Source organism: Actinoplanes sp. NPDC019969, assembly GCF_055562375.1.
This window is the reverse complement of sequence record NZ_JBVHFK010000005.1, coordinates 543,706-557,948: the sequence shown is the minus strand read 5'-3', so window position 1 is coordinate 557,948 and position 14,243 is coordinate 543,706. Positions and strand designations below refer to the sequence as shown.

Sequence of the window (14,243 nt, the reverse complement as noted above, 5' to 3'; positions counted from 1 at the left end):
TCCTGAGCCAGGATCAAACTCTCCAACAAAATCTGTTGAAAAACTGTCCCGGCAACAATTGAATGTTGCCAAAGGAATCCTCAACCCATCCCGAAAGATAGGCCGGGGTATTGCCATAATTGGCACTGGCTTATCAAGCACCCTGTTGAGTTCTCAAAGAACAACCGCACACCATCAAACCGTTCCGCATTCCGCGGCCCGTTCCTCCGGGGCACTCGCTCTACTTTACCCGCCGTTTCCGCCGTGTCAAATCCGCGTTTCGCAACCGAATTCCACAAACCGAAACACACCATCGACACACGACCCGAAGATCGCGTGATCAAGGTTTTGGGTTCCCCCAGGACGGCCGCTCCGGGCCCGATAACCGGTCCCGCTCGCTCGCCCGTCTCCCTGGCGGCTCGGACAACATTACCCGCCCCCAGCACGTACACCAAATCGGGGTGCCGCGACCGCCATCACAGCCACAAACCCTCAGATCAGACCCCGTCAGCCGTCGCTGAGAGAGGGAAAGCCCGCCGCAAAACCGGCCTGAGCGACGGCCGACGAACTCCCAAAGGCCGGCCAGCAGCAAGCGCCCGGCGGGAAAGCAGCCGCAAGCCCTCCGGCGGCAAGGCAGCCGCAAGCCCCCGGCAGGAAAGCAGCCGCAAGCGCCCGGCGGGAAAGCAGCCGCAAGCGCCCGGCAGGAAGGCGGCCGCAAGGGCCCGGCGGAAGGCAAGCCGCAAGATCGAGGGCGAGCCGGGGCTGTGCCACGTGCGCCGAGGGCATATAACCGACGCATGCGCACTGACGAGCTTGCCGACCTGATCGCCCAGGTTCCCGGAACCGAGGTGACCGCGGTCCCCGGCATCGTCACGGTGCACGTGCCGGCGATCGGCGACACGTCCCGGATCATGTTCCGGGACGTGCTCGACGCGTACCCCGTCATGGTCCCGACCGGCGCCCCCGCGGTGCAGGTCGACCTCAGGCGCGGCCGGGCGTCCCTTCCCTTGATCATCACGGTGGACGACGTGGTGTTCACCCCCGCCTACGCCGATGACCTCGTCGCTCCCGAGGACGAGCTTCTGGTTCCCGCGATGCCGGGGATGCTGGGCTATTCGGAGATGCACCGGGACGTGCGGGCTCTCGGCAAGGCGATCGACGACCCGGAGCTGGACCTCGACCCGGAGATCCTCGCGGCCACGCTGCTGGCGCACCGCTGTTTCATCGCCGGGGCGGTCCGGGTCGGTCTGTGGCCGGTGCGGGTGGCCGCCTGGTGGGAGTACACGTCGGCGAGTTCGGCGAAACGGGTCCGGATGGCGAGGTTCCGCCCGGACGAGCAGTGGGACACGTTGATGGCCGACGTGGCGGACGCCCGCCGTCAGACCACTCTCGCGGAACTCTGAGCGCCGGCGGACACGGCCCGGCGCGGCACCCGAATCGCGCAGAGCAGTGCGCCGCCCAGGGCCACCGCGTACAGCAGCAGCACCGTCACATATGACGAATCCCCGGGTGACCAGGTCAGCACCGATCCGCCGACCGCGGTGCCGAGGCTGCCGCCGACCGTACGCATGACGGTGTTGACCGCCGCCGAGACTCCCGTCTGCGACGCCGGGACCGCCTCGACCACCAGTTCCCCGACCGCGCTGAACGCGAGCCCGATCCCCGCGCCCATGACCAGGATGCCGAGGCAGACCTGGACCAGGGTGGCGTGCCAGATCGCGAGCCCGAGGTAGGACAGCCCGGCGGTGGCGATACCGGCGGCGAGCGCGGCGCGTGGCCCCTGGCGGGCGGTGAGGCGCCGGTGGATCGGCATGATCAGCAGGTTGCCGATGGCGGTGGGCAGCATCAGGAGGCCGACCACGGTCGGGCCGGCCGCGAACCGGTCGACGATCATCAGCGGGATCACCATCCACGAGCCGAACATGCCGAAGCCGAGCAGCAGGGTGGCGGCGTTGGTGGCGCGGACGGTGGGCAGCGCGAGGGTGGTCAGGTCGATGAGTGGCTGGGCGGCGCGGCGCTGGCTGCGCCACCAGACCGGGGCGAGGACGGCGACGCCGGTCAGGGGCCAGGCCCAGCCCGGCGACGGGAACCGGCTGAGGGCGAACAGCAGGAGCCCGAGCCAGGTGGCGAGCAGCGCGGCCCCGTACCAGTCAATCGTGGTGTTGATCGTGGCGGGCGTGCCGCGCGGCAGCAGCAGCGCCACCGGGATCATCGCGAGCGCGGAGACCAGGGCGGGGATCAGGAACAGCCATCGGGAGGACAGGAGTTCCAGGATCGGGCCGGCCGTGATGGTTCCGGCGGCGCCGCCGACGCTCATGACGGTGGATATCGCGATGAACGCGCGGGGGCGGCGACCGGCCGGCAGATGGTCTCTGACCAGGGCGAAGCAGATCGGGAAGACGGCGGCGCCGAGGCCCTGCACGACGCGCCCGGCGACCATGACGGGGAGTTGACCGGCGACCGCGGAGATGAGGGCGCCGATGCTCATCGCGGTCAGGGAGGCGAGCAGGACGCGGCGTTTGCCGTGCACGTCGGCGAGCCGGCCGAGCACCGGCGTGGAGATCGAGGCGCTCAGCAGGAACGCGGTGAGCAGCCACGCCGCGCCGGACGGGGTGGCACCGAGCTCGCGCTGGAAGACGCCGAGGGCGGGCACGACCAGCGATTGCAGAACCGAGTAGGCGGCCGTGGCCAGGCAGAGTCCACCGAGTGCGGCGCCGGGGCTTTTCACGATCAGGACCTTTCGTCGTACGGCCCACACCTGCCACAACCGCAGCGTGAGCCGTCCCGTCAGCCCGCGGTTCCTGCCCCGTCCCCGCGGCGGGTGTCAGGCCGACGTGACCGTCTGGCGAGTGGCGGTGTTGCGGTTGGCCGGGCGCGGCAGGCCGTAGTGGTCGCGCAGCGTGCGGCCGGTGTACTCGGTACGGAAGCGGCCCCGCTCCTGCAGGATCGGCACGACCTGGTCGACGAAGGCCTCGAGCCCCGACGGCAGGACCGGCGCCATGATGTTGAAGCCGTCGGCGGCGCCGTTGGAGTACCAGTGCTCGATCTTGTCCGCGACCTGGACCGCCGTGCCGGTGAAGGTGAGGTGGCCACGGCCGCCGCCGAGCCGCCCGATCAGCTCGCGGACCGTCAGGTTCTCCCGGCGGGCCAGGTTGACGACGAGCGTACGCCGGCTCTTGGCGCCCTCGATCTGCTCCTCGTCGGGCAGGTCGGCGGGCAGGTGACCGTCGAGGGCCAGCCGGGACGCGTCGATGCCGAGGAGGATGGCGAGCTGCTGGAGGGCGTACTCGGGGCGGATCAGCCGTTCCAGCTCGGCCTCCAGCGCACGCGCCTCCTCGACGGTGTTTCCGATGATCGGCACGATGCCCGGCAGGATCTTGATGTGGTCGGGGTTGCGGCCGTGCTCAGCGGTTCGGCGCTTCAGGTCGTCGTAGAACTCCTGCGCGTCGGGCAGCGTCTGGTGGGCGGTGAAGACGGCTTCGGCGTACTTGGCGGCGAAGTTGCGGCCGTTCTCCGACGAGCCCGCCTGGACCAGCACCGGGTGTCCCTGCGCGGAGCGCGGGACGTTGAGCGCCCCGGCGACCGAGTAGTAGTCGCCCTTGTGCGCCGGCGGGTAGATCTTGGACTCGTCGCCCCAGATCCCGGTCGCCTTGTCGGCGACGATCGTCTCGTCGTCCCAGGAGTCCCAGAGCTTGAGGGAGACGTCGACGAACTCGGCGGCCCGCTCGTACCGCTCCCGGTGCGCGGGCAGCGCGTCCAGGTTGAAGTTGCGGGCGGCGTCCAGGCCGGCGGTGGTGACGATGTTCCAGCCGGCCCGCCCGCCGGACACGATGTCCAGCGAGGCGAAGCGGCGGGCCAGGTTGTACGGCTCGTTGTACGTGGTCGACGCGGTGGCGATCAGCCCGATGTGCCGGGTCGCGCCGGCCAGGGCGGTGAGCAGCACCGTCGGTTCGAGCACGCCGGACGGGCGGCGGCCGACCTGGTCCCACAGGACCGGGCCGTCGGCCAGGAACAGCGAGTCGAGGCGGCCGCGCTCGGCGATCCGGGCGAGGTTCTTGAAGTGCTCGACGTCGAGGTCGGCGTACGGGTCGCTCTCCGGAAGACGCCAGGCCGCTTCATGGTGGCCGACGCTCATGAGGAAGGCGTTGAGATGCAGTTGGCCGGGACGGGTCATCACTGCACCCGCGGGGTGTAGTGGGTGGCCTCGTCGCCTTCGAGGATGTAGCTCTTGGTGCCGTCGATGCTGACCGGCACGTCCCCGGCGACGGTGACCCGGTGCAGCTTGCGGGCCAGGTCGCCGTAGTCGTCGGCGGCGTAGTGCTGGGTGGAGCGGTTGTCCCAGACGACGATGTCGCCGACCTGCCACTTGTGGCGCAGCGTGTTCTCCGGCCGGGTCACGTAGTGCTGCAGCAGGCGCAGGATGTCGCGGGCCTCGGTCTTGGACAGGCCGATGATGCCGGTGACGAAGTTGCCGATGAACAGGTTCGGCACGCCGGAGTCCGGGTTGACGCGGACCACCGGGTGGGCGGTGCGGTACCGGGTGGAGACGAAGACCTTGTGGTACTCGTCGACCTCGGTGGAGCGGAACTGCGGGTGCTCGGCGTAGTCGTACTCGTTGGAGTGCTCGGCCCAGGCCCGGTCGGCGAGCAGGCGCAGGTGCTCGGGCAGGTCGGCGTACGCGGCCGCGGTGTTGGAGAACAGGGTGTCGCCGCCGTACGGCGGGATGACCAGGCTGCGCAGCGTGGTGGCCTTCGGCGGGGCGACCACGAACGTGACGTCGGTGTGCCAGGCGTTGGCGCGGGCACCCTCGCCGCCGGCCACCTCGAGCACGTTGGCCTGGCCGTCGACGGACGGAACGGTCGGGTGGGCCAGGGTCAGGTCACCGAAGATCGAGGCGAACCGCTGGTGCTGCTCGTCGTCGAGGTGCTGGCCGCGGAAGACCAGGACCTTGTGCTCGACCAGGGCGTCGTGGATCTCCTTGGCGATGACGTCGTCGATCGCGGTCTTGAGGTCGACGCCGGAGATCTCGGCCCCGATCCGGCCACCGATGCGCGTGATGTCGATGCTCATTTCGTTCCTCTCAGAAGACTAGTTGGTGCGCCAGGTGGAGAAGCGGCGCTCGGTGACGATCAGGAGCTGGTTCACGACCAGGCCGATCACGGAGATGGTGAGGATGCCGGCGTACATGTCGGGAACCGCGAAGTTGTACTGGGCGTAGTTGATGAGGTAGCCCAGCCCGGCCTTGGCGCCGACCATCTCGGCAGCGATCAGGATCAGGATCGAGGCGGCGCCGGCCAGCCGGATCCCGGTGAAGATCGTCGGCACGGCGGCCGGGAGCACGACCTTCTGGAAGAGCCGCAGCGGGCCGAGTCCCAGCGAGCGGGCTGATTTGATCAGAAGCGGGTCGACGGTACGGACACCGCTCACCGTGTTGAGCAGGATGGGCCAGGTGCAGCCGTAGAAGATGATCGAGATCTTGGAGGTCTCGCCGAGCCCCAGGATCAGCACGAAGACCGGCAGGATCGCCAGGGCCGCGGTGTTGCGGAACAGTTCGAGCAGCGGGTTGAGCAGGTTCGCCACCGGCGGGTACCAGCCGATCAGCAGGCCCAGCGGCACCGCGACGGCGACCGCGAGCCCGAACCCGGCGGCCGAGCGGATCAGGCTGGCCTCGGTGTGGCTCCACAGCTCGCCCGAGACGGCCAGGTCCCACCAGGCGCTCAGCACCTCGGACAGCGGCGGCAGGAACACCGCGTCGACCAGCCCGAGCCGGGGGAAGATCTCCCAGATCCCGGCGAACACCGCGATCGCGATGACGCTGGTGAAGACCTTGCCCGCCGTTCTCCCGGCGCGCCGGGCCACGTGGATCGGGGCGACGGCCGGCGCGGTGCGAACAGTGAGGCTAGACATGGCTGCGCTCCAACTCCTCGTTGCGGGCCCGGTTGACCTCGTCGCGCAACAGGGACCAGATCTCGTGCCGGTAGCGGGTGAACCGCGGGTCGCTGCGCAGGTCCTCGGTGGCCGACCGGGCGTCGATCGGCACCTCGACGACCTCCTTGATCCGGCCCGGCCGCGACGTCATCACGGCGACCCGCTGGCCGAGGTAGACGGCCTCCTCGATGCCGTGGGTGATGAAGACGATGGTCTTGCCGGTCTTCTCCCAGATCCGCAGCAGCTCGTCCTGCAGGCCGTCGCGGGTCTGCGCGTCGAGGGCGGCGAACGGCTCGTCCATCAGCAGCACGTCCGGGTCGAAGGCGAGGCTGCGGGCGATCGCCACCCGCTGCTTCATGCCGCCGGACAGCTCGTGCGGGTACCGGTCGTGGAAGCCGGCCAGGCCGACCAGGTCGAGGTATTCGCGGGCCTTGCCGGCGCGGTCCTTGCGGCCGACACCCTTGGCCTCGAGACCGAACTCGATGTTGCCCTGCGCGGTGCGCCACGGCAGCAGCGCGTACTGCTGGAACACGATGCCGCGGTCCAGGCCGGGGCCGGTGACCGGCTCGCCGTCGACCAGGATCCGGCCGCTGGACGCGGTGGCCAGGCCGCCGAGCAGGTCGAGCAGGGTGGACTTGCCGCAGCCGCTGGGGCCGACGATGACCAGGAACTCACCGGCGCGGACGTCGAGCCGGATGTCCTGCAGAGCGGTGACGGTACGGCCGCGGGCGGTGAACGTCTTGCCGACGTTCTCGAAGCGGATCTTCGGCTCGGCGGTCATCAGGCGGCCCCGCCCGCGACGCCGTTGTACTCGTTGGTGTAGATGTCGGGCGCCGTGAGGTCGCCGTTCTTGAGCTCGCCGGTGCCGTTGAGCCACTCGATCCAGGTGCTGAAGTCGGTGTCCACGATGGTTCCGCCCTTACTGGTCACGCCGTAGCTCTTCCAGTGCTCGAGCTGGCTGTCGTCCTCGTTGCGGGCGCGCTTGGCGATGATCTCCTCGAACTTGGCGATCACCGCTTCGCGCGGCTGGGTCTTGGACCACTCGATGGCCTTGGCCACGCCGGTGGTGAACTTGCGTACGGTGTCCGGGTTCTTCGTGATGAAGTCGTCGCGGAGCACGTAGCTGCCGCCGGTGAACGCGCCGAGCAGCTCGAAGTCGGTGTAGAGCGGTCGCACGCCGCCGCGCTCCAGGGCCAGGTCGCGGAGCGTGCCGCTGAGCGAGGCGACGTCGATCTGGCCGGACCGCAGCGACTGCTCGGTGTTGACCGGCGGGACCACGATCAGCTCGACCTGCTTGATCTCCTCGGGCGTGAGGCCGGCCCGGGTCAGGTAGGTCTTGGTGACCGCCTCGGCGTGCGCGCCGAGGGTGTTGACGCCGATCTTCTTGCCGATCAGGTCCCGGGCCGTCTTGATCGGGCTGTTCGCCAGCACGAAGAAGCCGTTGTAGCTGTCCTTGTCGGCGCCGTAGTAGCCGACGACCGCCGTGATCGGCGCCTTGGAACTCTTGAGCTTGACGATCGCGCCGTTGAAGGCGCCGCCGAAGTCGGTGTCGCCGGTGGTGGCGGCCTGGATGTCCTGCGGGCCGCTGATCGTGTTGCCGATCCACTTGAGCTTGACGTCCTCGAAGAACCCGAGCTCCTCGGCCAGTTCCGGGGGCGTGACGGTGCCGACCCAGCCCTGGTAGCGCAGCTCCTTGGCCTGCTCGCCCGGCGCTGCCGCGTCGCCGGCGCCGCAGGCCGCCAGCGTGGTGACGGCGAGGACACCGGCCAGGGCGGCGGCGAGGACGGATCGACGGGTTGTCATCGGAACTCCTTCAAGGTGGCCGGGCGGCCGTAGGGAGGGTGCGTGTCATCGGCCGGCGGCCCGGCTGGCCGTCGGCGTGTTCAAGGGAGATTCCAGCGCGCCGGTGGCAGGCCGGTGCGTCCGGGGTAACCGTGGTTGCGTTGAGAACGTAAGTCGCCGATGCCACTCACGTCAGCCGTTTTGTGACCCAAGCCACATATAATTCCCATAGAGTGAGTGGGAGATGTAGGCCTTGGGGCACGGAAAAGGGCGGGAGCCGCAGCTCCCGCCCTTTCACGACGTCGTTCCGGCGTTACTCGCCGAAGTCCTCGAAGGCGTCACCGACCTCGTCGATAGCCTCACCGGCCAGGTAGCCGGCGGCCAGACCGCCGGCGATCCCCATCGCCGCGCCACCCATGCCGCCGTGGTGCCCGCGCCGGTAGTGGCCGTGATGCCCCGGCTGACGGTAGTGGCCGTGGTGACCGTAACCCGGCTGCGAGTGCCCGTACGCCGGCTGGCCGTAACCCGGCTGCGGGTGACCGTAACCCTGCGGCGCGTGCCCGAAGCCCGGCATCGACTTGCGGCGGTCGACCGCCTGACGGACCCAGCCGTCGACGACCTGGCGCCAGTCGGTGGTGTCGGCGTCGCCGTGGGACACCGTGTAACGGCTGTAGGTGTCCTGCCCGGAGGTGAACAGGCCGCCCCGCTTGTCGAACTCGAGGACCACCTCGACCTGGTGCGGGCTGGTCACGAAGGTCAGCTCGACCTCGTTGATGCCGGCCGCGGCGTACTGCTGCGGCGGGAAGTACTCGATCTCCTGGTAGAACGGGAGCGTCTGGCGGACGCCGTAGATCTGCCCGTACTCCAGGTCGGCGGACTTGAACCGGAACCCGTTGGCCGCGAAGGCGTCGAGGATGCGCTGGTGGATCGGCAGCGGGTGCACGTGCACCATGTCCAGGTCGCCCTTGTCGATCGCCCGGGCGATCGCCAGCTCGGTGCGCACGCCCATCACCATGCCACGCAGCGTCTGCCCGTAGACCGTGGTGATCGGGGTCTCCCACGGCATGTCGATCCGGAACGGGATGGACAGCTGCTGGCCGGCGGACAGGCGCATCGGGCCGGTGACCGGGACCCGCAGGAAGTCGCTGACCGCGGAGTAGTCGCCGCCGCCGCCCTCCACCTCCATCCGGGTGACCAGGCCCAGGGTGACGTGCTCGATGTCGGCGTCCTGCGTGCCGCCGACCAGGTTGACGTTGCCGGTGAGCGGCGCGCCCGGGTAGGTGCTCGGGTTCGACAGCACGGTGTCGACGCTCGGGCCACCGACTCCGAAGGCACCGAGCAACTTCTTGAAGACCACGATGTTCTCCCGTGTGAAAAGGTGCCTCGGAAAACTAGCAACGCCCGCTGAACGAACGCTGAGAATTCGCAGGTACCGTGCGTTCTCCCCCCTCACGTTACGTCGATCGTGCAAGGTCATGACGCCGGGTCCGGGGACCGGCCACCCCGGACATCCCGACAGCCGCCGGTCTTTTCCCGGAGCCTGCGCCCGGCATATCCTTCCCGGGCCATGGCCACCATCGCGCCGCCGTTCCGGCCCTTCTCGCCGGGGTTCCCGCCGATCGACAACGTCCGCCGCAACGGCGGTTCGTCGATCGCGGTGACCCTGCGATACGCGCCGCTCGCGTTCCTGCTGCGGCTCTACACGCCGGTGCTGGAGATCGACGGGCAGGGCATCCCGGCGTCCTGGGGGCGGGTGGTGCAGTCGGTCTCCACCGGCGAGCACCACGTGCACGTCCACGTGCCCTATCTGATCCCCTCCCGGATCGGGTCGGCCGACACCACCGTGGTGGCGGTGCCGGGCCAGACCGTCGAGCTGGAGTACCGGGCTCCCCTGCTGTCGTTCCTGCGCGGGGCGCTCGGCGCTCCCCCGCAGCGCTATCCGGGCGCGGCGGCCGCGTGGACGCTGCTCGCCCTCACGGCCGCGCTGGCCTTCTGCGGCTGCCTCGGCTTCCTGCTGAACGCCGCCGGCTGATTCAGCGCAGGTAACGATCGGCGACGACGGCCGGCTGCTCCAGGACCCGGCCCGCGGCGACGTCCGCGGCCAGCCGCAGGTACTGGGCGTGGGTCCAGGTCAGCGGGGTGGCCGAGGTGGTCGGGGTGCCGGGCTCGCGGTACGGCGGCTGCCGGTCCCACACCTGCTCGGGCAGCAGCAGGCCGGGGCCGGCAGCCCGGGCCATGGTGGCGAGCTGACGCCGGGCCGCGCCGGTGTCCCCGGCCGCGATCAGGTATTCGCCGCGTTCGCCGTTGAGCAGCGGCCACGCCCGCCCCCGCGTGATCCGGGAGCCGGCCGGCAGCGGGTAGTCCCACGGGGAGCCGTCGGCCTTCTCGCCGTACCCGTCGAAGGAGGCCCGGTACCAGAACAGGCCGCGCCGGGTCGGCACGCCCAGTTGCCGGTCCACGACGGCGAGACTGTTCCGCACGTCCGGATCGCCGGCCGGCAGCACACCGAGCCGGACCAGCTCCAGGAAGCCCGGGTCGACCACGGTCCGCTGGTCGACGCCGGCCGGCCCGCTGTCGCCGATGTCGTAGGTGGTGCCGCGGTCCGGCTGCCCGTCCTTGGTCAGGCGCAGGAAGTAGGGGCGCGGCGAGTACGGCCCGGTGCTGGTCACGGTCCATGCCTTGACACGACGCTGCCAGTCGTCGGCGGCGGCCAGGTAGCGGCCGGCGGCCGCGGCGTCACCGTTGGCGCGGGCCAGGTCGGCGGCGCAGACCAGGCCGGCGATCTGCGCGGCGATGGTGGCCGGGGAGTACCCGGACTGGTTCTCCCAGCGGTCCTGTGGGCTCCACGGCGCCCGGTTGCCGTCCTGCTCGAAGGCGATCAGGAAGTCCGCGGCCCGCCGCACGTGCCCCCAGGTCGCCGGGTCGGTGCGGCCGAGCTGGTGGGCGAGCACCAGCGGCAGCGCCACCTCGTCCAGTTGCAGGCCCTCCCACACCGGGGTGCCGTCGATCCGGGCGTTCTGCGGGAACGAGCCGTCCGGCCGCTGCTGCACCGTGAACAGGTGGTCCAGGGCCCGGTTGGCGCCGGCCCGGTCACCGGCGGCCAGCAGGCCGGTGGCGATCTGGTACAGGTCGCGGGACCAGACCAGGTGGTACGGGCCGGACGGGTCGTCGCGGCCGAACGCCCACGGCGCCGCGGGCGCGGCGACGTAGGCGCCCCGGTACGTCTTGTCCTCGCTGGCGGCGAGCACCATCGCGGACACCCGGTACAGGCGCGGGTCGGCGCCCGGTGGCGGCCGGTGCAGGCCGTCGAGGTAACGGGACCAGCCGTGGGCGTACTCGCGGGCGACCGGCCCGAAACCGCGGCCCAGCACGTCGCGGGTGACGGCCAGGGCCGCCGCGGTGTCCGGGGCGAACCCGAGGGCCAGTGTGGCGTCCCGGCGGCCGGGAGCGCCGGTGAGCGTGGTCTCGCCGGTCTGCACCAGGCTGCCCGCCGCGGCCGTGGCGTTGCGGACGTCCATCCGGCCGTCGGCCAGCAGGTCGGTCCAGCCGTCGTCGACGCCGGCATGCCCGCTGGAGGTCGCGGTGAAGGCGGGGGTTGCGGCGAGCGCGCTGGTCACGGCCCCGTCGTTTGCGGTCAGAGCGACTTGTTCGGTACGCCCGGCGTCGCCTCCCCGGGTGTTCCCCAACGCCGGGTCGTACACCGTGTAGAGGCGGTGCGGCCTGCCGTCCCGGGTGGTGAACCGGACCTGCGCGAGGACCGCGGCCGAGCGCGGGTCGGTGGTGTAGGCCACGGTCAGCCGCCACCTGCCGGACCGCTCCTGGAACGTCTGCCGGTAGCTGAGGCTCCGCCCGTCGGTCAGCTCCGTGGTGACGTGCGCCTGGTCGGCACGGACCGCGTAGCCGCCGGGACCGGTCACCACGAACTGCCACGCGCGCACGCTGGGCGTACCGATGTCGGGGTAGAGGATCTCGCCGTAGCCACCGGATCGCTGGACCGTGGCCCAGACCTTGCTCCGGGTGTCCGCCGAGGTCAGGAAGCCGGTCTTGTCGGCCGGCAGGTACTGCTGGTCGTTGCCGGGCGCAACCGCGGCCACGGCGGGCCGCACCCCGGCGGTGGTCACCGTGAGGACGGTTCCCACCAGGAGGACTCCGATTTTCCGGTACGCCATGACAGGCGCTTTACCCCGTAGACGACGATCGATGTCACGGCTTGGCCTGAAGTTCGTCGTGCAGGGCCCGCATCAGCTCGGCGCTGGTGAACGGCTTCTCCAGCAGGTGCACGTCGGCGGAGAGGGTGCCGTGGTCGGTGAGCACCGGCTGGGCGTACCCGGACATGAAGAGGACCCTGGTCCCCGGCCACCGTGACCGGACCGCATCGGCCAGGTCCTTGCCCAGCATGTTCGGCATGATCACATCGGTGAGCAGGACGTCGACGCTGTTCTCGGCGGCCAGCCGCAGCGCCTCGTCACCGCCGCCGGCGGCCAGCACGGTGTAGCCGCCGCGCCGCAGGATCCGGCAGGTGACCTCGCGCAGCGCGTTCTCGTCCTCGACCACCAGCACCGTCGCGCCGTGCCCGGTCAGCTCGGCCACCGACTCCTCCGGGACGTGCTGGTGCGCCTCCGCGTCGGTGACCGGCAGCAGGATGGTGAACGTGGTGCCGATGCCGGACTCGGAGTAGATCTGCACGGTGCCGCCGGCCTGCGTGACGATGCCGTAGACGGTGGCCAGGCCCAGACCGGTGCCCTGACCGCTGGGCTTGGTGGTGAAAAACGGCTCGAACGCCTTGTCGATCACCTCCTTGGGCATGCCGGTGCCGGTGTCGGAGACCCGCAGCCGCACGTACCGGCCGGTGCTCAGGCCGGCCCGGGCCGCCGCGTGGTCGGCGTCCACGTCGACCAGGGCGGTGTCGATGGTGAGCCGGCCGCCGGTCGGCATCGCGTCCCGGGCGTTCACGGCCAGGTTGACCAGCACCTGCTCGAGCTGGCCCGGGTCGGCCATCACCGACGGCAGGCCGGCGGTGGTGCGCACGGTCAGCGTGATGTGCTCGCCCAGCGACCGTTTCAGCATCTGGTGCACCTCGGTGACCACGGTGTTCAGGTTCAGCGGGCGCGGGCGGATCACCTCCCGGCGGGCGAAGGCGAGCAACTGGTGGGTGAGGTCGCTGCCGCGCCGGGCGGCCCGGGCGATCTGCTCGGCGTCCGAGGCGGACGCGGTGCCGGCGGCGTCCTCGATGATGAACGACGCGTAGTTGAGGATCACCGCGAGCAGGTTGTTGAAGTCGTGGGCGATCCCGCCGGCCAGCTGCCCCAGGCTCTCCAGCCGCTGCGTCTGCTGGATGCGGGCCTCCAGGCGCTGCTTGTCGGTCTCCTCGCGCAGCCGGCGGCGCTCCTCCTCGGCGGCCAGCCGTTCGGTGATGTCGCGGACCACCACGACGGTCACCAGCCCGCTGTCGGTGTGCAGCGCGCTGCAGGCGATGTCGACCGGGATCTCCTCCCCGCCGCGCCGGATCGCCCGGCGGGTGGCCCACCGCTGGTCGGCGTGGTCCACGGACCGTTCCGAGTCGAGCGGGGTGCTGTCGCCGCCGGTCCGCAGCACCGCCGACGCGGCGGGCAGGCCGTCCGGCAGGAGCGCGCCCACCGGCATGTGCAGCAGGTCGTACCGCGGATGGTCGAACAGCCGCTCGGCCTCGGCGTTGACCAGCACGACGACGCCGGACTCGGCGACACCGAGGACCGCGTCCGGGGCGGCGTCGAGGATCGCCTGCACCCGGGCCTCGGCCCGTTCCCGGTCGCTGATGTCCCGGCAGATGGTGGTGGTGCCGATGATCGTGCCGTCCTCGTCGAGCAGCGGGGAGACCAGGGCGGACACCGCGATGCTGTCGCCGCCGGCGGTGAGCCGGGTGCTGCGGTACCGGTCCACCCGTCCGCCGAGGCGGACCAGCAGCCGGATCTGCTCCTCGTCGGCGCGGCGATCCGCCGGGATGGTCCGGTCGACGTGCGAGCCGACGACGTCCGTGGCCGGATGACCGAACAGCGTCTCGGCGCCGGGGTTCCAGGACAGCACCCTGCCGTCCAGGTCGGTGGTGACGATCGCGTCGTGCGACGACTGGACGATCGAGGCGAGCAGCGCCCGGCTGCGGGCCGCCTCGCGCTGCACGGTGTCGTCGCGGAGCACGGCGGTCACATACGTCTCGCTGTCCGGCGCGGTGACCGCGGACAGCGAGATCTCGACCGGGAAGACGCTGCCGTCGCGGCGCAACCCGCGCAACGGCATGCGGCGCAGCGGCTTGTGGGCGCCGGAGAGGTATCCCTGCCGCATGCCCGGATGCCGCCGCCGGGAGTCCTCCGGGACCAGGTCGTCGACGCAGTGGCCGACCAGCTCACCGGCGGGATATCCGAACATGTCGTGGGCCCGGCGGTTCGCCATGGTGATGGAGCCGTCCGAGCGGCTCACGATGATCGCGTCCGGGGCGGTGTCGAGCAGGAGCCCCGGGATCCCGGTTGACTCCACCGATGCCTCCCATCCTCCAAAGTACCCAGGTCCGGATATTTCAG

The 14,243-nt window shown here is 70.7% G+C and carries 11 protein-coding genes; 2 read left to right on the top strand and 9 right to left on the bottom strand.

Going from position 1 to position 14,243, the window contains the following annotated elements; genetic code table 11:
* Nucleotides 1–776: 776 nt before the first annotated feature.
* On the top strand, nucleotides 777–1,382 hold the full coding sequence (locus tag ACZ3II_RS18740) for a hypothetical protein (protein ID WP_465518917.1): 606 nt from the start codon (nucleotides 777–779) through the stop codon (nucleotides 1,380–1,382).
* Here ACZ3II_RS18740 and ACZ3II_RS18735 read toward each other — a convergent pair.
* The 7 genes from ACZ3II_RS18735 to ACZ3II_RS18705 all read right to left on the bottom strand — a co-directional run bounded on the left by ACZ3II_RS18735 (nucleotide 1,358) and on the right by ACZ3II_RS18705 (nucleotide 9,046).
* The gene (locus tag ACZ3II_RS18735) at nucleotides 1,358–2,707 is read right to left on the bottom strand and encodes an MFS transporter (RefSeq protein ID WP_465518916.1); all 1,350 of its coding nucleotides are present in this window, start codon (nucleotides 2,705–2,707) and stop codon (nucleotides 1,358–1,360) included. The genes ACZ3II_RS18740 and ACZ3II_RS18735 overlap by 25 nt on opposite strands.
* 96 nt (nucleotides 2,708–2,803) lie before the next feature.
* Nucleotides 2,804–4,153 (bottom strand): LLM class flavin-dependent oxidoreductase, encoded by a 1,350-nt coding sequence (locus ACZ3II_RS18730; RefSeq protein ID WP_465518915.1) that lies wholly within the window; start codon nucleotides 4,151–4,153, stop codon nucleotides 2,804–2,806.
* Nucleotides 4,153–5,049 carry a TauD/TfdA dioxygenase family protein gene (locus ACZ3II_RS18725; protein ID WP_465518914.1) on the bottom strand — a complete coding sequence of 299 codons (897 nt, stop codon included), beginning with the start codon at nucleotides 5,047–5,049 and terminating at the stop codon, nucleotides 4,153–4,155. Before ACZ3II_RS18725 ends, ACZ3II_RS18730 begins: the two co-directional genes overlap by 1 nt.
* Nucleotides 5,050–5,067: 18 nt before the next feature.
* Nucleotides 5,068–5,886, bottom strand: a complete 819-nt coding sequence (locus ACZ3II_RS18720) for an ABC transporter permease (RefSeq protein WP_465518913.1) — start codon at nucleotides 5,884–5,886, stop codon at nucleotides 5,068–5,070.
* Complete coding sequence (locus ACZ3II_RS18715) at nucleotides 5,879–6,688, bottom strand: ABC transporter ATP-binding protein (protein WP_465518912.1); 810 nt, start codon at nucleotides 6,686–6,688, stop codon at nucleotides 5,879–5,881. Before ACZ3II_RS18715 ends, ACZ3II_RS18720 begins: the two co-directional genes overlap by 8 nt.
* On the bottom strand, nucleotides 6,688–7,710 hold the full coding sequence (locus ACZ3II_RS18710) for an ABC transporter substrate-binding protein (RefSeq protein WP_465518911.1): 1,023 nt from the start codon (nucleotides 7,708–7,710) through the stop codon (nucleotides 6,688–6,690). Before ACZ3II_RS18710 ends, ACZ3II_RS18715 begins: the two co-directional genes overlap by 1 nt.
* 292 nt (nucleotides 7,711–8,002) lie before the next feature.
* Nucleotides 8,003–9,046 (bottom strand): sporulation protein, encoded by a 1,044-nt coding sequence (locus ACZ3II_RS18705; RefSeq protein ID WP_465518910.1) that lies wholly within the window; start codon nucleotides 9,044–9,046, stop codon nucleotides 8,003–8,005.
* Between the two features lie 210 nt (nucleotides 9,047–9,256).
* Here ACZ3II_RS18705 and ACZ3II_RS18700 point away from each other — a divergent pair, with 210 nt between their 5' ends.
* Nucleotides 9,257–9,721: a hypothetical protein gene (locus ACZ3II_RS18700; protein ID WP_465518909.1), complete on the top strand. Its 465-nt coding sequence runs from the start codon at nucleotides 9,257–9,259 to the stop codon at nucleotides 9,719–9,721.
* A gap of 1 nt (nucleotide 9,722) precedes the next feature.
* On the opposite strand, the gene ACZ3II_RS18695 is transcribed toward ACZ3II_RS18700, so the two are convergent.
* Both ACZ3II_RS18695 and ACZ3II_RS18690 read right to left on the bottom strand, forming a co-directional pair.
* On the bottom strand, nucleotides 9,723–11,858 hold the full coding sequence (locus ACZ3II_RS18695; protein ID WP_465518908.1) for a glycoside hydrolase family 15 protein: 2,136 nt from the start codon (nucleotides 11,856–11,858) through the stop codon (nucleotides 9,723–9,725).
* Between the two features lie 34 nt (nucleotides 11,859–11,892).
* Entirely contained in the window at nucleotides 11,893–14,199 is a 2,307-nt protein-coding gene (locus ACZ3II_RS18690) for a PAS domain S-box protein (protein WP_465518907.1), read from the bottom strand.
* Nucleotides 14,200–14,243: the final 44 nt, after the last annotated feature.

What these genes read in the sequence shown, in the direction of transcription:
- ACZ3II_RS18740 (WP_465518917.1), top strand. Translation starts at nt 777, where the DNA reads ATGCGCACTGACGAGCTTGCCGACCTGATCGCCCAGGTTCCCGGAACC.
- ACZ3II_RS18730 (WP_465518915.1), bottom strand. Translation starts at nt 4,153, where the DNA reads ATGACCCGTCCCGGCCAACTGCATCTCAACGCCTTCCTCATGAGCGTC.
- ACZ3II_RS18725 (WP_465518914.1), bottom strand. Translation starts at nt 5,049, where the DNA reads ATGAGCATCGACATCACGCGCATCGGTGGCCGGATCGGGGCCGAGATC.
- ACZ3II_RS18720 (WP_465518913.1), bottom strand. Translation starts at nt 5,886, where the DNA reads ATGTCTAGCCTCACTGTTCGCACCGCGCCGGCCGTCGCCCCGATCCAC.
- ACZ3II_RS18715 (WP_465518912.1), bottom strand. Translation starts at nt 6,688, where the DNA reads ATGACCGCCGAGCCGAAGATCCGCTTCGAGAACGTCGGCAAGACGTTC.
- ACZ3II_RS18710 (WP_465518911.1), bottom strand. Translation starts at nt 7,710, where the DNA reads ATGACAACCCGTCGATCCGTCCTCGCCGCCGCCCTGGCCGGTGTCCTC.
- ACZ3II_RS18700 (WP_465518909.1), top strand. Translation starts at nt 9,257, where the DNA reads ATGGCCACCATCGCGCCGCCGTTCCGGCCCTTCTCGCCGGGGTTCCCG.
- ACZ3II_RS18695 (WP_465518908.1), bottom strand. Translation starts at nt 11,858, where the DNA reads ATGGCGTACCGGAAAATCGGAGTCCTCCTGGTGGGAACCGTCCTCACG.